Below are 16913 nucleotides of genomic sequence, written 5' to 3' on the forward strand. Positions count from 1 at the left end.
GGTAATCGACGCTTCCCGCGCGCTCCGGCAGGGTGGAGTCACCGGGTCGCCAGTCCTCGGATCCGGCCCCTGACCAGTACGAACGACCTCGCTGGAGGCTGATTCACCATGTCCGTGAACACCGACCGATACGAGAGTGCCGTCGCCCGCTACTTCGAGGCCTGGAACGCGGGCGAACCGGAGGCGCTGGCGAAGGCGGTCGCGGCTGCCTGGTCCGCCGAGGGTACGTACACCGACCCGCTGGCGGCAGTCACCGGCCACGCGGAGATCGCGGGGCTGATCGCCGGGGCGCACGAACAGTTCCCGGGGTTCGCCTTCCGTCCACTGGGCGCCGTCGACGGGCACCACGACACCGCGCGCTTCGGCTGGGAGTTGGTGAGTGAGGCCGACGGGGCGGCGCCCGTCGCCGGTTTCGACGTGATCACGCTCGACGGGGACGGCCGTATCCGCACCGTGCTCGGTTTCCTCGACCGGGTACCCACAGGGGCCTGAGGGCCGGCGTCCGCGCGATGAGTTCTCCCGCTCGGGACAGTCTCTTCTACGGCAGACCACCCCGAGCGGAGGACACCTCATGAGCACCGGCACCCCGTTGAACGAGGAATTCACCGCCGAATTGATCAAAAGCCCGAACGACGGCGGCTGGACCTATCTCGTCTGGCCCGAGTCCGTCGCTTTCTTCGGCACGCGCGGTCTGGTCAAGGTCCGCGGCACGATCGACGGACACCCTTTCCGCAGTTCGTTCATGGCCCTCGGCGACGGCACCCACAAACTCCCCGTGAAAGCCGATCTTCGAAAGGCGATCGACAAAGGCGAGGGCGACCAGGTCACCGTACGACTCGACGAACGGCTCAGCTCCCAGTACTCCAGCCGTAGATCGTGATCTTGATGTCTGGGATGCGGCCTGTCGCTGGTAATGGCTGGTGCGGGACCGGGCTTGTGGCGGCGTCGCCGGTCGGACCAGCCGAGCCGGTGAGCTGCGTCGTGGACCGGCTGGACGACGAGCGTGATGAGCAGGCGCTGGATCTCGTTGCAGGACAGCGGTACCAGGTCGGCAGGTCCGGGACGGCGGGTGTGTTCGTCGGCACGGATGACGGCGAGGAAGGCGTGGGCGAGCATGGCGAGGGTGACCCAGCGAGCCCAGGAGGGGTAGCGGCGGAGCTGGTGCTCGTCCGGTCCGGCCAGGCTCTTCTCACTCTGGAAGGTCTCCTCCACCCGCCGCCTGGAACCCGCGACCCGCACCAGGGTCGTCAGGGGCACGGGCCGGGGCGAGTGGCAGCGGTAGTGGGCGAGTTCGCCGGTGGCGCGGTTGCGGCGGATCAGCAACTGGTGGTGGCCCGGGCCAGGGTCGGCCAGGTCGATGACCGCCCGGTCGTGGAAGCGGTGCCCCTTCGCGCCATGTCCGGCCGAGAGTTTCTGCCAGGCCCGCTTCGGCAGCCTCGCTGTCAGGGCATCCGCGCGGAACTTCCCCGCGCCGGTGGGGACTTCGGCCGAGCAGGCAACCGCGAGGACGTAGCCGATGCCGTGTTCCTGCAGAGCCGTGCGGAGTTTCGGGTTGCCGCCCTAGACCTCGTCCCCGGCGACCCGGCCGACGTGGTGTCCGGCGTCCAGGAACCGCTCGATCGTCGTGCGGGCCAGTTCCGGCTTGGTCGCGAAGACGGTGTCCTCGCCGAGTCCCGCGGCCCGGCACCGGTCCGGGGCGCACGTCCACGAGCGCGGGATGTACAGCTCCCGGTCCACCGCCGCGTGTCCGCGCGCGCCCGCGTAGACGAGGTAGACCGCGACCTGGGAGTTCTCGATCCTGCCGGCCGTGCCGGTGTACTGGCGCTGGACAGCGACGGTGCGAGTCCCCTTCTTCACGTCGCCGGTCTCGTCGACGACCAGCACCGCGGCCTCGTCATGGAGGTGGCCCGCGGGCGGGGTTCATACCGGGCGAAGCGGCCCGCGATCCGGCCCGTGGCCACCTCGAACGCCTCGCGCCAACGGGCGGGATCTATGCTGTGACCTGCGGCCGCCGTCTCGTCGTTGTCCACACAACTCACGATGATCAACGGTGGCCGTACCCGTCTCCGCACCCGCCCCTACACAGCACCTGAGGATCACGCGGTGGCCGTGCCGTACCCGGCCGCGACACGCCGCCCGATCGCCGCCCGTCAACGGTTTCGTCGAAGAGCCCGTTCCGACCTGGTGGGTGGGGTGGGGTGGGTTCAGTCTCGAGCGCCGATCGTATGGCCAGTGGCGTGGAACAGACCCATCGGCAGCGCACCGACGGCCATGCCGAGCAGCGCCCAGCCGGGATGCCGCACTGGATGCGCGCCCCAAAGACACAGCCCGGCAAGCGCCAGGCCCGACCAGCCGGCGAGCACGTTGACCACCGGGGAGGATCCGAACACGGTCGGGAACCGTTCCGCCACGATGCCCTTGGCGAAGTGAGGGTACGCGTTGGCAGCCAGCATGCCGGCCAGGAACGCGAGCAGTATCGCCTGCCACATGCCAGTCTCCATCCCGTTTCCGTGGAATCTGTTGACCCTAGAATCGGACCTATGGCTCCGATTAGAGGATACGGACTGATCACTCCGGTTGCAAGGAGTGGCCGATGACCACCGCCCGGCCCCTGCGCGCCGACGCGCAGCGCAACCGCGCACGGGTGCTGGCTGCGGCAGAGCGGGTCTTCGCGGATCGGGGTACGGCCGCCTCGACCGAGGAGGTTGCCCGCGCAGCGGGCGTCGGTGTCGGTACCGTCTTCCGGCATTTCCCGAGCAAGGAGGCGTTGCTGCAGGCACTTGTCGTGGAGCGCCTTGCCCGGGTCGCCGCCGACGCCCGCGAACACGCCGCATCGCCGGATGCAGGGGCTGCCTTCTTCGACTTCTTCACCGCCGCCGTCCGTGGCTCGGCCACCAAACTCGAACTCGTGGACGCACTGGCCGAATTGGGCATTCACCCGAACGAGGCCGTCGCGTCGGTCGCCGAGGAGCTGACCGAAGCCGTGGCCGCTCTACTGCAGCAGGCGCAACGGGCAGCGGCGGTACGCATGGACATCGGAGTCAGGGAGGTCATCGCGCTGCTCGCCGGCGCCTCTCAAGCCTGCCGGTACGCTCCCGACGACCGGCCGCTGGTCGTCATTCTCGATGGCCTGCGCGTTCCGAGCACCCAGTAGCGCCCCCGCAGATCTGCTGCTGGGCTGTCAGGCACGGGAAGTCACAGAGCCGAAGATCTCAAAGTACGGCCGTCCTACCACCAGCAAGATCACGATCTACAGCTGGAGCACTGGCCAGGGCCTCTTCGCGGTACCGCCGCGGCGCCACCCCGACCGCCCGCTTGAAGGCGTTGCTGAAGGCGCTCTCGGAGGTGTAGCCGACGGAACGGGCGAGCGCGCCGACCGGGGCGGTGTCCTGCCGGAGGGCCCGGGCGGCAAGATTCATCCGCCAGTTGAGCAGGTAGGTCAGGGGCGGCACACCGGCCGCCTCCTTGAACCGTACGGCGAACGTGGTGCGGGACATCGCGGCGGCCCGGGCCAGCTCCTCCAACTGCCAGGGGTGGGCCGGGTCTCCGTGCATCAGGCGCAGCGCGGGGGCGAGCCGTTCGTCGGCGAGGGCGCGCAGCCAGCCGGGCGGCAGGCCGTCCGCGTCGGTCAGGCAGACCCGCAGCACCTGCACGAACATCAGCTGCGCGAGCTGCGCCGAGACGAACTCGACCCCGGCCCTGCGCATGCGCATCTCGGCCGCCAACTGCCCGATGAGCCACCGCAGTACACCCGCCTCGGGCGAGTCGGCCCGTACATGGACGAGCTCCGGCAGCGCCCGCCGCAGCAGGTCGCCGCGGTCGCGGCTCAGGTCGATGTGCCCGGACACGCAGGCGACGTCCACCGTGTCACCCTGCCCGAGCCTGCCCATCCGGGTCACCGGGTCCATGACGACGTCCGCGGAGTCGGTCGGCGCGACGCCGGGCCGACTGCACAGGGTGTACGGCTGGCCGCCGTCGGAGATCACGACATCCCCCTCGGCGAGCTTCAGCGGTTCGCCGCCGTCGCGGACCAGCAGACAGCCGCCCTGCACCACGGCGTTCACCTTCAGCCGATCGCGTCCGCGCAGCTCGATGGCCCAGTCGCCGCCGGCCGTGAAACCTCCGGAGAACACGCTGCGGGCATCGGCGACGGCGAGGGCGTCGGACAGGGGATCCACGGTCATATTCGAACTATCACGCAAGTTATGCGGATTCTCAAGTATTCATCGTACGGATCGGTCGTCCTACGGTGGTCTCAACAGCTCAGCTGATGAGGAGAGAGCACACATGACCAGCACCGCACAGCAGCCCCTGAATTCCGGCTTCGGCGCCGCGTCCACCGCCGAGGAGGTGATCAAGGGCATCGACCTGACCGGCAAGGTCGCGATCGTCACCGGCGGCTACTCCGGCATCGGGCTGGAGACGGCCCGGGTACTGCACGGCGCGGGCGCCCACATCGTCGTACCGGCGAGGGACGTGGAGCGGGCCAGGACGGCGCTCGCGGTCCTCCCCGGAACCGAGGTCGAGCACATGGACCTGCTGGACCCCGCGTCCATCGACGCCTTCGCGGAGAAGTTCCTGGCCTCCGGGCGCCCGCTGCACCTCCTGGTGAACAACGCCGGGATCATGGCGACCCCGCTGGCGCGGGACGCGCGCGGGTACGAGGCGCAGTTCGCCGCCAACCACCTCGGGCACTTCCAGCTGACCACCCGGCTGTGGCCGGCACTGGTCGCGGCGAACGGCGCGCGGGTCGTCGTGCTGTCGTCGCGGGGCATCCGCTTCGCCGGGATCGACTTCGACGACGTGCAGTTCGAGCACCGGACGTACGAGCCGTTCCTCGCCTACGGCCAGTCCAAGACGGCCAACGCGCTGTTCGCCGTGGAGGTGGACCGGCGCGGACAGGCGCAGGGCATCCGCGCCTTCGCCGTGCACCCGGGCCTGATCATCGACACCGGTCTGGTCAAGCACATCGACCCGGCGATGCTCCAGGCCGCGGGCGCGCTCGACGGCGAGGGCAAGCCCATCCGCGACCCCGAGCGCCAGTTGAAGACCGTGCAGCAGGGCGCGGCCACCAGCGTCTGGTGCGCGACCAGCCCGCAGCTCGACGGTCTCGGCGGGGTCTACTGCGAGAACGTCGACATCAGCCCGCTGGTGGCCCCCGAGAACGAGACCGCCTGGGCCACCGGGGACACCATCCCTGGGGTGCTGTCCCGCGCCGTGGACCCGGAGGCGGCGGCCCGTCTCTGGGAGGTCAGCGAGCAGCTCGTTACGGCCTGACGATCGCGTCGATGCGGGCCAGCTCGTCGGCGTCGAAGTCCAGGTTGCGGGTGGCCGCGACGCTGTCCTCGATCTGCTGCGGGCTGCTCGCACCGACCAGCGCGGAGGTCACCCGGCCGCCGCGCAGCACCCAGGCGAGGGCGAGCTGGGCGAGGGTCTGACCGCGCCCCTTGGCGATGTCGTCGAGGGCGCGGAGCTGTCCCACCAGGTCCTCGGTGACGGAGTCCGAGTTCAGGAACGGGCTGTCGCTCGCCGCCCGGGAACCCTCCGGGATGCCGTCCAGGTAGCGGGAGCTGAGCAGCCCCTGCTCCAACGGCGAGAACACGATCGACCCGACCTGGAGTTCGTCGAGGGCGTCGAGCAGGCCCTCGTCCTCGGGGCGGCGGTCGAGCATCGAGTAGCGCGGCTGGTGGATGAGGAGCGGGGTGCCCAGCTCGCCGAGGATGCGGGCGGCCTCCCGGGTCTGCTCCGCCGAGTAGTTGGAGATGCCGACGTAGAGCGCCTTGCCCGACTGGACCGCGGAGTGCAGGGCGCCCATCGTCTCCTCCAGGGGAGTCTCCGGGTCCGGGCGGTGCGAGTAGAAGATGTCGACGTAGTCCAGGCCCATCCGCTTCAGGCTCTGGTCCAGCGAGGACAGCACGTACTTGCGCGAACCCCACTCGCCGTAGGGGCCGGGCCACATCAGATAGCCGGCCTTGGTGGAGATCACCAGCTCGTCGCGGTACGACCCGAAGTCCGCCTTCAGCGCCTCGCCGAGGGCGGACTCGGCGGCGCCGGGCGGCGGGCCGTAGTTGTTGGCCAGGTCGAAGTGGGTGACGCCGAGGTCGAAGGCGCGGCGCAGGATGGCGCGCTGGGTGTCGACCGGGCGGTCGGGTCCGAAGTTGTGCCACAGACCGAGCGAGATCGCGGGGAGTTTCAGACCGCTGCGTCCGGTGCGCCGGTAGGGCAGGTCCGCGTAACGGTCGGGGTGTGCGGTGTACAACGCGACTCCAGAGGGGTTGGCACACGGGATACCGGTTCCAGGGAACCGTCACCCACTCTGTCCGACCTGCGGGCAGTGGTCCAACAGAAGAATCCGATGGAATTCAGCGGCTACGCTTCTCAATCATGGAACTGCGTCATCTCCAGCATTTCATCGCCGTCGCCGAGGACCAGCACTTCACCCGTGCGGCCGAGCGGCTGATGGTGTCCCAGTCGGGCCTGTCGGCGTCGATCCGCGCCCTGGAGCGGGAGTTGCAGACCCCGCTGTTCGTGCGCACCACCCGCCGGGTCACGCTCACCGAGGCCGGCCGGGCGCTGCTCGGCGAGGCTGAGCGCATTCTGGCGCAGGTCCGGTCGGCGCACGAGGCGGTCGCCGCGGTGCAGGGCGTCCTGCGCGGCACGCTCGCGCTGGGCACCGAGCAGTGCATCGCCGGGGTGCATGTGGCGGGGCTGCTCGCCGCGTTCCGGCGTCGGCATCCCGATGTCGAGATCCGGCTGCGGCAGGCGGGTTCAGGGGCGCTGGCGGAAGAGGTCGCGGCCGGGCGCCTCGACCTGGCCTTCGCCTACCGCACCCAGGCGGACACCGACCAGTTGCGCTCGGTGTCGCTCTCCAGCGAGCCGATGACCGTGCTGTGCCATCCCAGCCACCGGCTCGCGGAGACGGGTGCGGCGGTGACTCCGGACGACCTCGGCGGCGAGGTCTTCGTCGACTTCCACCCGGACTGGGCCTCGCGCCGCACCACGGACGCCGTGTTCGCCGCGGCGGGCGTACGACGGACGGTCGCGCTGGAGGTCAACGACGTGCACAGCCTCCTCGACCTGATCGACGAGAACCTCGGCATCGCGGTGGTCCCCCAGCATTTCCGCCACAAGCGCGAACCCCTCACCGCACTCCCCCTCAAGGGAACCGGCGAGGAGGTGTACGAGACGGTGGCCCTGCTCCCGCCTCCCCAGGCCACCAGTCCGGCGGCAAGGGCGCTCATGACGCTCCTCGAAACCGGGACTCCGGCCGCATGAGCGACGGCGATGCGCGAAGGTGGTCGTATGCATGCCAACGACATCCTCATTGACGCGTACGGCCGCATCCAGGAAGAAGTCCATGCCGCCCTCGACGGCCTGACCCCGGACCAACTGCACGCACGCGTGGCCGCCGACGCCAACTCCATCGCCTGGTTGATCTGGCATCTCACCCGCGTCCAGGACGACCACGTCGCCGACGCCGCGGGCCTCGACCAGGTGTGGCTGACCCAGGGCTGGGAGAAGCGCTTCGGGCTCGACCTGCCGGCCAAGGACACCGGGTACGGCCACACCTCCGCGAAGGTCGGCAAGGTGCGCGTCGAGTCGGCCGGGCAACTGACCGGGTACTACGACGCCGTCCACGACCAGACGCTCGCGTATCTGCGCGGGCTGGTCCCGGAGGACTACGAGCGGATCGTGGACGAGCGCTGGGATCCGCCGGTCACGTTGGGCGTACGACTGGTCAGCGTCCTGTCCGACGATCTCGAACACGTCGGACAGGCCGCGTATGTACGCGGGTTGCTTCAGAGCGCGGAGGCGTAACCCGGCAGGACGACGTCCTCGATGAGGGCCTTGCGCTCGTCGTACGGGATGAACGCGCTCTTCAGGGCGTTGACCGTGACCGTGCGCAGGTCCTCGACGCTCCAGCCCGCCTCGTCGACCAGGAGGGACATCTCGCGCGTCATCGTCGTACCGGACACCAGTCGGTTGTCGGTGTTGAGGGTGACGCGGAAGCCGAGGTCCTTCAGGGCGGTGATGGGGTGCTCGGCGATCGAACTGGCCGCGCCCGTCTGGAGGTTGGAGGTCGGGCACATCTCCAGCGCGATACGACGGTCCCGCACCCAGCCCGCCAGGCGGCCGAGCTTGCCGTCGACGATGTCCTCGGTGATACGGACGCCGTGGCCGATGCGCTGGGCGCCGCACACCTGGAGGGCCTGGTGGATGCTGGGCAGCCCGTGCGCCTCACCGGCGTGGATCGTGAACGGCACGCTCTCGCGGCGCAGGTGCTCGAAGGCGGCGAGGTGGTCGGCGGGCGGGAAGCCGTCCTCGGCACCCGCGATGTCGAAGCCGACGACACCGGCGTCCCGGAAGGCCACCGCGAGATCGGCGGCCTCGCCGACCCGGTCGAACATCCGCATCCCGCACAGCAACGTCCGCACCTGGACCGGTGTCCCTGCCGCCGCGGCCTTCGCCATACCGGCCGCGAGCCCCTCCTGGACGGTCTCGACGACCTCGGCGAGCGTGAGTTCACCGCTGGTGTTCAGCTCGGGGGCGTAGCGCACCTCGCCGTAGACGACACCGTCGGCGGCCAGGTCGAGGACGTACTCCTCGGCGGTGCGCAGCAGGCCCTCGCGGTTCTGCATCACGGCGAGGGTGTGCTCGAAGGTGGCGATGTAGCGCACCAGATCACCGGAGTTGGCGGCGTCGAAGTACCAGGCGGCCAGCTCGTCCGGGTCGGTGGTGGGCAGCGTGTGCCCGACCGATTCCGCCAGCTCCACCACGGTGGCGGGGCGCAGACCACCGTCGAGGTGGTCGTGCAGGACGGCCTTGGGGAGCCGGCGGAGGGTGTCGACGTCTATGCGCGTAGATGACATGTGCGGTGGTTCCTCGGTCGTCGTTCGGAAGGCGGGATGAGGGGTGCGGGGTGCGGGGTGCGGCAGCGCGAGGGGTCAGGCGGCGGGCTGGAGCAGGTCCCAGCGGTTTCCGTACAGATCCTGGAAGACGGCGACGGAACCGTACGGCTCGTGGCGTGGCTCCTCCAGGAAGGTCACGCCCGCGGCGAGCATGCGGGCGTGGTCGCGGGCGAAGTCCTCGGTGTGCAGGAAGAACCCGACCCGCCCGCCGGTCTGGTCACCGACCCGGGCACCCTGGTCCTCACCCTTGGCACGGGCCAGCAGCAGACCGGTCCCGGAACCGTCCGCACCGGGCGGAGTCACAACAACCCAGCGAGAGCCGTCGGGGCGAGCCGCATCCTCGACGAGACGGAAGCCGAGGGCTTCGGTGTAGAAGCGGATCGCCTCGTCGTAGTCGTCGACGACGAGGGTGACCAGGGCGATACGGCTCATCGGGGGTCTCCGTGCGGGTTCCGGTCGGTGGATTGACGTGGGATTGACGGGTGAGGTTATACGTAAAACTTCGCTCGCGCCAGTCGGATTCGGAGGGGGTTGAGGAGGGGGTGGGGCGGCGGGGCTTTCGGGGTGTCGGAGAGGTGCGGGCGGCTGCGCGAATAGGCAGGTCAGCGGGGTGCTGGTGAGACAGCGCGTGGGCTTGGAGGGCTCGGCGGGCACGCGGGCGGATGCGCGGGGTCCGCAGAGGGCGGCGGACACCGGGTGGGCACGAGCTCCGCCCGACAGTGGCGTAGGGCGGATACGCGGGGTCGGCGGGACGTGGCGGATACCGACCGGGGTCGGTGGCCTCGGCCGCGGCTCCCGACATCGGCGACCCGAGCGGCTTCACCGATGCTCGTAGACTCGTGGCGTGGCATTCACGAGCACCCCGCACTACTGCTTCCTGTAACCGGAAGGCGTTGAGGGCGAGGCCGGACGGCGTCGCCCTCCTTGGTGTGCCTGCTGCGTGAACCGCATCTCCGGCGCTGCCCGTTCCTGCTTGAGGCAGCGACGTTCCGAGCGCGCGTACAGGCACGGTCTCTTCCCTTCGCCCTTGCCTGGAGTGCCTTGTGCCTACGTCGTCTCCCCCTGCCCTCGATCTGTCCCTCGACCTGCTGCGCTGGGTGGGTGTGCGACGCGTGAGGGCGCATCCGCCGGAGGGGAGACCACACATGGGCGATATTCCGATGCACGAGTCAGGAGACGTACGAAAGGCCTGGGGTCGGATCACCGCCTGGCTTGAGCGGAACGACCCTGAAGCATTCGCTGCGCTCGGCGGCCCGGGTAGTGAGACAGCCATTTGGGTGCCTATAGCCGCAGAACGAGACGGTCTCCACGGAACGTTCCTGAACACGCTCAGCGGAACCGTCGGAACGTGGGCTGAAGCACACGGTCCCGAGGAGGGCGTATGCGCCTCGTTGTTCGCTTTCCTCCAAGAGACAGCGGACCAGCTGGAAGGGGCCTCCCCAGGAGACTGGAGAGGCCCCGGCAAGACTGCTGGACCCCGGAATCTCGATCCCCGCCCGGAAGACGAGCCGATACGCCTCTGGGCAGGCGCCAACGGCTATCTCGTAAACGATCGTGGTCGTATCCCTGGGACCATCCGCGAGGCCTACGAGGCATCACGAAGGTGAGCGCCGGTCCGTCGGCGCGCAGCCGCTTATCGCCGTCGGACCGGGTGACCATGCGGCAGCACGGTCATGCCGTAGGGCCCGGATGAGCCATGGGTACACCGGGATCAGGTTCGGGACCACCTGCCAGCCGTTGACGATCCACACCAACCGCCAGTACCGGTCCACCCGGGGATCGTGTGCTTCTTCGAACTGCCGGGCCATCCAGTCCCGGAATTCCGCGTCAGGGGTACACGCCAACACCTCGGCGAAGCGGTGCACGAGGTCGTCGATGACGGGAGCGCCCCCGTCGCCGAGCGGGTCGATACCCGACTCCATGGCATCGGCCACCTTCTGCCGGGTGAACTCCATCAGTTCCTCGCCGACCTCGCTCTCGATGTCGAGCGTGCGTCCGGCGGCCTGGCGTACGGCAGTCCGGCGCAACCGGGCCCGGAAGTCCTCGTCGCCGATCAGCTCGGCGAGTTCCACCCAGGCGGTGACCTGCTCGCTGGACGGATCGTCAGGGAGGTCGGGCGTGGCAGCGCGAACCATGGCCGCCGCGGCCGGGTCCGCATCCGCTGTGCCGAAGGAGCCCTCCACGAAATCGTCGATCAACCGTCGGCGTTCCTCGCCGGACAACTGCGTGAGCCTGTGCACGAGCTTGATCTCCTCGGGATCGAACCCGTATCCGGCCACGGCTCGCAGAACGCTCCGACGCAGTTGCAGCATCCGGATCTGCACGTCCATGGCGTCAGCGTGCACGGAGGCGACTTCCGCCACCGAGAGCTCGCGGTCCAGCACCCGTTGAATCGTGGCCAGGTCCATGCCCAGCTCACGCAGTGTGCGCAGGAGTTCCAGACGAAGCAGTGCGTCGAGGTCGTAGAGCCGATAACCGGCGGGACTTCGAGTGGTCGGCGCCACCGCCCCCGAATCGGAATAGAACCGGATGGTCCGCACGGACAAGCCGGTTCGCCGGGCGAGTTCCCCGATCGAGTAGAGGGTCGTGACGTCCATGTCCCCCACTCTGCGGTCTCCACTCACTGGAGACTCAAGGCCGTTCCCCGCCGTCCCCGACCGAGACGGCTTCCGAGTTGCCGGACTTCACGCCTCCCCGGACTCCAGCAGGTCCCGCAACACCCGCTCGTCATCAGGACTGAGCTGAGCCACGAACCGGGCGAGCACCGTCTCCCGATCCCCGTCCCGGTCGAGTTCCGTGTGCATCCGCCGCGCGGTGAGCCCCTGCGCGTCCTGCACCGGAAAGTAGGCGTAGCCCCGCCCTTGACGCCGCCGATCGACGACACCCTTGTCGTGCAACCGGGTCAGGATCGTCGTCACCGTCGTACGGGCCAGGCCGGTGTCGAGGCTCAGCTGTACCTCGCCAGGGGTCTGCGGGTCACCGGCGGCCCAGAGGGCGGCCATGACGGTGGCCTCCAGCTCACCCGCCGGTCGGCGTTCGTCCTTCTCGTCGGCCATGGGAACGATCCTCACCCCGTCTTCGTCTACAGTTCAGTAGACCGTCTACAGAATTGTAGTCACTCGGGTGCCGTCTCGTCACCGCGCCCGTGTGCCCATTTCCGCCCGCCCATTATGGAAGGGACCGTCGACGATGACCGCAGGGCTTCGCACACTCATCCCCCCGCGCGTGTCGACGAGTTTCCACGCGATACCGGCGCTCCGTCTCCGCCCAGCTCCTACGACGGAAGAGCGCCACGATGTGTCCCCACCCATCCGGGATCCCCGCCAGGTTTCCCTCCGTACCCCGCCTGCTCGCCCTGCTCCGCCGCCATCTGGGCCGGGCCGTCGCCGTCACGTACCTCGCCGCTGCGGTGCTGCCGGGCCCCGGCCTGTGGCTCCGCCACCCGCATGCGACGGGCATCGCCGAACTGCCCCTGCGGACGCCCCAGTTGCTCCTCGCCCTGGTCCTGTTCGGCGCCGGCCTCCAGGTGCCGCTGCATGAACTGCGGATGCTTCTACGGCGCCCCGCCGCCCTGCTCGCGGGCCTCGCCCTGCACATTCTGGTGCCGCTGCTGATCGTCCCCGGAGTGGCTCTCGCGCTGCGGCTGTCGCCGGACCACGACGGCGGCAGCGGCATGGTCGCCGCGATGATCCTCGTCGTCGCCATGCCGGTGGCCGCCGGAGCGACGGTGTGGACCGCGAAGGGGGACGGCGACCAGCCCACCGCCGTCGGCCTGGTGCTCGCCTCCACCCTGGTCAGTCCGCTCACCGTCCCGCTCACCCTGGCCGTCCTGTGCCCACTGCTCCAGGGCGACTACGCGGGCAGACTCGCCGTCGCCGCCCACTCGGCCGGGGACGCCTTCGCCCTCACCTCGGTCGTCCTGCCGTGCGCGGCGGGCATCCTGTGCCGAGTCGTGCTGCCCCGGCACGCACGGGACAGACTCATCGGGGTGGCCGTCCCCGCCGCGCTCCCGGGCTCGCTGCTGCTGACGTACGTGAACGCCAGCGGGGTGCTCGGTCCCTTCCTGCGCCATCCGCGCCCGGTCCTCCTGCTGGCCGCGCTGGGCGTCGCCGCGACGGTGTGCGGGCTGTCCTTCACGCTGGGCCGGGTGGCCTCACGGGTGCTGCGCCTCGACGCCCGGGCCGGCGCCTCGGTGACGCTGGCCTGCGGAATGAACAACAGCAGCGCGAGCGCGGTGCTGATCACGACGACCCTGCCCGACCGCCCGCACATCCTGCTTCCGGTACTGGCGTACGGACTCCTGCAGAAGGTGGCCGCCGGACGGGTGGTCCGCATAGGACAAGAAACAAACCCGGCGACGAACCCGGCGACGACCCCCGCGCAATAGCCGGACCGAGGGGCCGAAGCGCCCTCCGAACCCGGCCGCGACAGGCTGGAGATCACGTCGGGCCCGCCCCCGACGACGCCACCCCCAACCGACCACCGCCGTACAGGAGTTGAGCCCCATGTTCTCCGAGCTGCCGAAGTCGACCGGAGCCCCGGCCCATCAGAACGTCACCTTCCCCAGCGCCGGGGGCACCGCCCACGGCTGCCTCGCGCTGCCGCCGTCCGGGAGCGGACCGGGCGTGATCGTCATCCAGGAGTGGTGGGGCCTGACCGACCACATCGCCGACGTGGCCGACCGGCTCGCCCAGGAGAGCTTCGTCGCGCCCCGACCTCTACGGCGGGAACGTGGCGCACGAGAGCGACGAGGCCCTCCGGATGATGCCGGCCCTCCCGGTCGGCCGCGGTGTCGAACTGCTCTCCGGCGCCGTAGACCACCTGCTGTCCCTGCCCGAGGTCAACTCGGACACGGTCGGCGCGGTCGGCTTCTGCATGGGCGGCGGCTTCGTCCTGTACCTCGCCGCGGCCGACCCCCGGGTCAGCGCGGCGGTGCCGTTCTACGGCGTGATCCAGGGCGAACTCCCCGACTTCTCCGGCCTGAAGGCACAGACCCTCGGCCACTGCGGCGACCCGAACGTGGGTTGACGTCGACACCCTCGGGCCAAGGTCCTAAGCCCCCGGCCCGAGGTGCCGCGCGGACGGCGCCGGTAGCGTCCCGGGCATGAAGATCACCGTGCCGCCCCGCGGCCCCGAAGAGCGCAAGCGTGACGTGCTGGCCCGGCTGGAGCGGGAGTTGGACATCTGGGTGGCCTCGGCGGACGCCGACGGGCTGCCCTGTCTGGTGCCGCTGTGGTTCCTCTGGGACGGGCGGTCCGTGTGGCTGTCCACCCGGGCCACGAACCCCACGGGCCGCAATCTCAGCGCCGGGCGGCGGACCCGGCTCGCCCTCGCGGACACCAGGGACGTCGTGCTCATCGACGGCGAGGCGACGGCCTTCACCGCCCAGGACGTCCCGTCCGCCGCGGTCGAGGCCTTCCACGCGAAGTACGGCTGGGATCCTCGCGAGGACCGCGCGCCCTATTCGTTCTTCCGGGTACGGCCCGTCGCCGTCCAGGCCTGGCACGAGGTGCGCGAGCTGCCCCAGCGCCATCTGATGCGGGACGGCGCCTGGGTGGTCTGAGCCCCTCCGTCGGTCAACCGGCCTTACGGTGCAGCTCGTTGAGGCGGACCAGCTCGTCCTCCGTGAGCCGGATCGCGCCGGTGGCCACGTTCTCGGTGAGGTGGTCGGGGTTGCCCGTGCCGGGGATCGCGAGGACGTGCGGACCCTGGGCGAGGGACCAGGCGAGGCGGATCTGGGCGGGGCTGGCGTCGTGGGCGTTCGCGATGGCCAGTACCTCCTCGTCGTGGGCGGTGGTGGCGCCCTGTGACCCGGCGTCGCCCGCGATGGCGAAGAACGGGACGAAGGCGATGCCCTGTTCCCCGCAGATCCGCAGCATCTCTTCGGTGTCGGGGCTGGAGGAGTCGAGCCCGAACCGATTCTGCACGCTCACCACCGGAGCGATCTCCTGTGCCTCGGCGAGGTGCCGCGGCTCGATGTCGGAGAGCGCGAGGTGCCGGACCAGTCCCTCCTCGCGGAGTTCGGCGAGGGCACCGAAGTACTCGGCGATCGAGTCCTGCCCCATTCGGCGGAGGTAGACCACGTCGAGGTGGTCGCGCCCCAACTGCCGCAGGTTCTCCTCGACATGGCCGCGCAGGTCGTCGGGGCGGGCCGAAGTGCTCCACTCCCCCGCGTAGTTCCGGAAGGGACCGACCTTGGTGGCGATCACGAGGTCGTCCGCGTAGGGGGCGAGCGCGGAGTTGATGAGCTCGTTGGCGGACCGCAGGGACGAGAAGTAGAAGGCGGCCGTGTCGATGTGGTTCACACCGAGCTCGATCGCCCTGCGCAGCACGGTGATCGACCGGTCGCGGTCGCTCGGCGTGCCGTGATGGAAGGCGGCGCTGCCCGTCAACCGCATCGCGCCGAAGCCGATGCGGTTGACGGTCAGGTCGCCGAGTTGCCAGGTGCCCGCTGCGGCCGCGGTGATCTTCTCAGAGGTCATCAGCGGAGTTTCGCACACACGTGCCGCGCGGCCGTCCGCACTTTACGGATACGTGTAGCTGTTCAGGGAGTTGACCGCGGAGGCCGGGTCACCGAGGTCGTAGCGGTCCACGGCAAGGAAGTTGGGCTTCTTGCGGGCGGCCGGCTGGCAGAACCGCTGGGCCCGGTCGAGGACCTTGGTGTTGTCGGTCTGCGCCGTCCCGGCGATGGTGGCATCGCGGAAGTGGTTCATGACGAACAGCGGGCGGAACCCCGAATAGGTCTGCGTCAGCGGGACGTTGAGGTCGCTGCCGTACCAGCGGCTGTAGCAGGACCAGTCGGAGGAGCTGGCGCCGGAGCCCATGGACCAGTAGTTCTCGACGGTCCAGTCACGCTGGTACATCACGCCGAAGCTGTCCCGGGTCAGCCCGGCGGACTCGTCGGAGGCGCGGCTGTGGTCGGTGAAGATCAGCAGCCGGTGGTTGGCGGCGATCAGGTCGGCCATCTTCGGCCAGCCGTTCTGCCGTACGCCGGTCTGGTCGGGGCGGTAGAGCACGTCGTACAGGCCGTTGACGCGGGCGAGTTCGCTGCGCAGGACGCCCGGGTCGACGTAGTCCTCCAGGAAGACGGTGACGAACTGGTCGGGGTGCGTCCTGAGGAAGTCGACCATGCGCTGGAGGTCGACGTTCAGGGCGACCGGGCTGCTGACCAGGGTGCAGCTGTCGTGGCAGAGGATCGCGCCGTCGGAGGTCTGGTGGATGTCCAGCATGAACCCCCGTACGCCGTCGGAGAGTTGCTGGTTGATGCCGCGTGACTGGTTCGGGAAGAAGTTCACGAAGGGCGGGGCGAAACCGCCGTCGACCCCGTTGGCGTAGGCGTTGTGCGCGGTGAGGAACGTGACCTGGTCCAGGGTGCGTTGATCCTGGGCCGGGATCGGCTTGGTGGGTGAGGTGATCGGCGTGAGGTACCAGGAGGCAAGTCCGCCGGAGGAGCCGATGGCCAACTGGGCGGGGTAGTTGGCACCGGAGGGCTTGGCGGCCACGGTCAAGTAGCTTTCCGCGCCCGGGACTTTGAGCGTGTACTGGTCGCCGCCGGTCGGGGTGATCTGCCAGGCCGCGTCGGCGCTCGTGCAGGCGATGGTCTTCGCCTGGCTGCCCGAGCGGCCCAGACAGCTGCCGGCCGTGTCGGTGCTCTCCAGGACGTACGACGATCCGCTCGCCCGGAGACTCCACTGCTGGTGGTCCTCGTTGCCCTTGGGGTTGTGCTGCTCCACCGCTCCCCCCTTGTCGGCCGCGTTGAGCCCGGTCGTGGCGCTCTGGACGTAGTAGGTACCCGGAGCGGGGACCGCGTCGGCGGCTCCGGCCGGTGGAGCGACGATCGCCGCCGACAGCGCGGCGGCGACGGCGAGCAGGGCGTGGGGGGTTCGCATGGGTGCCCTTCGGTTCGAGTGTGGTCAGGCTCATGACACCGAAAAGGTGATCGGGCCACACCCAAGCGCCTATGGTCTGAACCAGTCAAGAGGGGCGACCGGTCGACGGAGTGAA

18 protein-coding genes and 2 pseudogenes are annotated in these 16913 nt (G+C 69.8%); 10 read left to right on the forward strand and 10 right to left on the reverse strand.

Translation table 11 applies throughout. The features are described 5' to 3' along the window. Positions 1-108: 108 nt before the first annotated feature. Positions 109-492: a nuclear transport factor 2 family protein gene (locus OG588_RS03075; RefSeq protein ID WP_405945906.1), complete on the forward strand. Its 384-nt coding sequence runs from the start codon at positions 109-111 to the stop codon at positions 490-492. 79 nt (positions 493-571) lie between these two features. After that, positions 572-880, forward strand: a complete 309-nt coding sequence (locus OG588_RS03080; RefSeq protein WP_405945907.1) for a DUF1905 domain-containing protein — start codon at positions 572-574, stop codon at positions 878-880. A 15-nt stretch (positions 881-895) separates the two neighbouring features. On the opposite strand, the pseudogene OG588_RS03085 reads toward OG588_RS03080, so the two are convergent. Together OG588_RS03085 and OG588_RS03090 are read right to left on the reverse strand one after the other, a co-directional pair. Further along, a pseudogene (locus OG588_RS03085) lies at positions 896-1905 on the reverse strand (IS701 family transposase); the annotation flags it as partial. A 299-nt stretch (positions 1906-2204) separates the two neighbouring features. Continuing rightward, entirely contained in the window at positions 2205-2489 is a 285-nt protein-coding gene (locus OG588_RS03090; protein ID WP_405945908.1) for a hypothetical protein, read from the reverse strand. Positions 2490-2593: 104 nt separating this feature from the next. Here OG588_RS03090 and OG588_RS03095 point away from each other — a divergent pair, with 104 nt between their 5' ends. After that, positions 2594-3154 carry a TetR/AcrR family transcriptional regulator gene (locus OG588_RS03095; protein ID WP_405945909.1) on the forward strand — a complete coding sequence of 187 codons (561 nt, stop codon included), beginning with the start codon at positions 2594-2596 and terminating at the stop codon, positions 3152-3154. Positions 3155-3212: 58 nt separating this feature from the next. Here OG588_RS03095 and OG588_RS03100 read toward each other — a convergent pair whose 3' ends face one another. Beyond that, the gene (locus tag OG588_RS03100) at positions 3213-4184 is read right to left on the reverse strand and encodes an AraC family transcriptional regulator (protein ID WP_405945910.1); all 972 of its coding nucleotides are present in this window, start codon (positions 4182-4184) and stop codon (positions 3213-3215) included. 103 nt (positions 4185-4287) lie between these two features. Between OG588_RS03100 and OG588_RS03105 the strand changes: the two genes are divergently transcribed. Beyond that, positions 4288-5277, forward strand: a complete 990-nt coding sequence (locus OG588_RS03105) for an oxidoreductase (RefSeq protein WP_405945911.1) — start codon at positions 4288-4290, stop codon at positions 5275-5277. Here the strand turns inward: OG588_RS03105 and mgrA are convergent. Further along, complete coding sequence (gene mgrA / locus OG588_RS03110) at positions 5267-6259, reverse strand: L-glyceraldehyde 3-phosphate reductase (RefSeq protein WP_405945912.1); 993 nt, start codon at positions 6257-6259, stop codon at positions 5267-5269. The two genes, OG588_RS03105 and mgrA, sit on opposite strands and share 11 nt — an antisense overlap. Before the next feature lie 125 nt (positions 6260-6384). Between mgrA and OG588_RS03115 the strand changes: the two genes are divergently transcribed. Both OG588_RS03115 and OG588_RS03120 read left to right on the forward strand, forming a co-directional pair. Then, complete coding sequence (locus OG588_RS03115) at positions 6385-7275, forward strand: LysR substrate-binding domain-containing protein (protein ID WP_405945913.1); 891 nt, start codon at positions 6385-6387, stop codon at positions 7273-7275. A 27-nt stretch (positions 7276-7302) separates the two neighbouring features. Then, entirely contained in the window at positions 7303-7818 is a 516-nt protein-coding gene (locus OG588_RS03120; protein WP_405945914.1) for a DUF664 domain-containing protein, read from the forward strand. On the opposite strand, the gene OG588_RS03125 is transcribed toward OG588_RS03120, so the two are convergent. Together OG588_RS03125 and OG588_RS03130 are read right to left on the reverse strand one after the other, a co-directional pair. Beyond that, positions 7800-8870 (reverse strand): adenosine deaminase, encoded by a 1071-nt coding sequence (locus OG588_RS03125; protein ID WP_405945915.1) that lies wholly within the window; start codon positions 8868-8870, stop codon positions 7800-7802. The two genes, OG588_RS03120 and OG588_RS03125, sit on opposite strands and share 19 nt — an antisense overlap. Before the next feature lie 75 nt (positions 8871-8945). Beyond that, positions 8946-9341 (reverse strand): VOC family protein, encoded by a 396-nt coding sequence (locus OG588_RS03130; protein WP_405945916.1) that lies wholly within the window; start codon positions 9339-9341, stop codon positions 8946-8948. Positions 9342-10069: 728 nt separating this feature from the next. Here OG588_RS03130 and OG588_RS03135 point away from each other — a divergent pair. After that, positions 10070-10516, forward strand: coding sequence for a histone-like nucleoid-structuring protein Lsr2 (locus OG588_RS03135; protein ID WP_405953043.1), 447 nt, complete (start codon positions 10070-10072; stop codon positions 10514-10516). Here the strand turns inward: OG588_RS03135 and OG588_RS03140 are convergent. Together OG588_RS03140 and OG588_RS03145 are read right to left on the reverse strand one after the other, a co-directional pair. After that, complete coding sequence (locus tag OG588_RS03140) at positions 10505-11506, reverse strand: MerR family transcriptional regulator (RefSeq protein ID WP_405945917.1); 1002 nt, start codon at positions 11504-11506, stop codon at positions 10505-10507. The genes OG588_RS03135 and OG588_RS03140 overlap by 12 nt on opposite strands. A gap of 87 nt (positions 11507-11593) precedes the next feature. Next, on the reverse strand, positions 11594-11965 hold the full coding sequence (locus OG588_RS03145) for a BlaI/MecI/CopY family transcriptional regulator (RefSeq protein ID WP_405836410.1): 372 nt from the start codon (positions 11963-11965) through the stop codon (positions 11594-11596). Positions 11966-12204: 239 nt separating this feature from the next. On the opposite strand from OG588_RS03145, the gene OG588_RS03150 reads away from it, so the two are divergent. The 3 genes and pseudogenes from OG588_RS03150 to OG588_RS03160 all read left to right on the forward strand — a co-directional run bounded on the left by OG588_RS03150 (position 12205) and on the right by OG588_RS03160 (position 14472). Then, positions 12205-13296 carry a sodium-dependent transporter gene (locus OG588_RS03150; protein ID WP_405945918.1) on the forward strand — a complete coding sequence of 364 codons (1092 nt, stop codon included), beginning with the start codon at positions 12205-12207 and terminating at the stop codon, positions 13294-13296. 211 nt (positions 13297-13507) lie between these two features. Continuing rightward, a pseudogene (locus OG588_RS03155) lies at positions 13508-13922 on the forward strand (dienelactone hydrolase family protein); the annotation flags it as partial. A gap of 91 nt (positions 13923-14013) precedes the next feature. Further along, positions 14014-14472 (forward strand): pyridoxamine 5'-phosphate oxidase family protein, encoded by a 459-nt coding sequence (locus OG588_RS03160; RefSeq protein WP_405945919.1) that lies wholly within the window; start codon positions 14014-14016, stop codon positions 14470-14472. A 13-nt stretch (positions 14473-14485) separates the two neighbouring features. Here the strand turns inward: OG588_RS03160 and OG588_RS03165 are convergent, their stop codons facing one another. Continuing rightward, entirely contained in the window at positions 14486-15391 is a 906-nt protein-coding gene (locus OG588_RS03165) for an aldo/keto reductase (protein WP_405945920.1), read from the reverse strand. A gap of 42 nt (positions 15392-15433) precedes the next feature. Beyond that, positions 15434-16798: an RICIN domain-containing protein gene (locus OG588_RS03170; RefSeq protein ID WP_405945921.1), complete on the reverse strand. Its 1365-nt coding sequence runs from the start codon at positions 16796-16798 to the stop codon at positions 15434-15436. Positions 16799-16913 lie beyond the last annotated feature (115 nt).

It is taken from the genome of Streptomyces prunicolor (assembly GCF_045162825.1).
GTDB classification, from domain to species: Bacteria; Actinomycetota; Actinomycetes; order Streptomycetales; family Streptomycetaceae; genus Streptomyces; species Streptomyces prunicolor.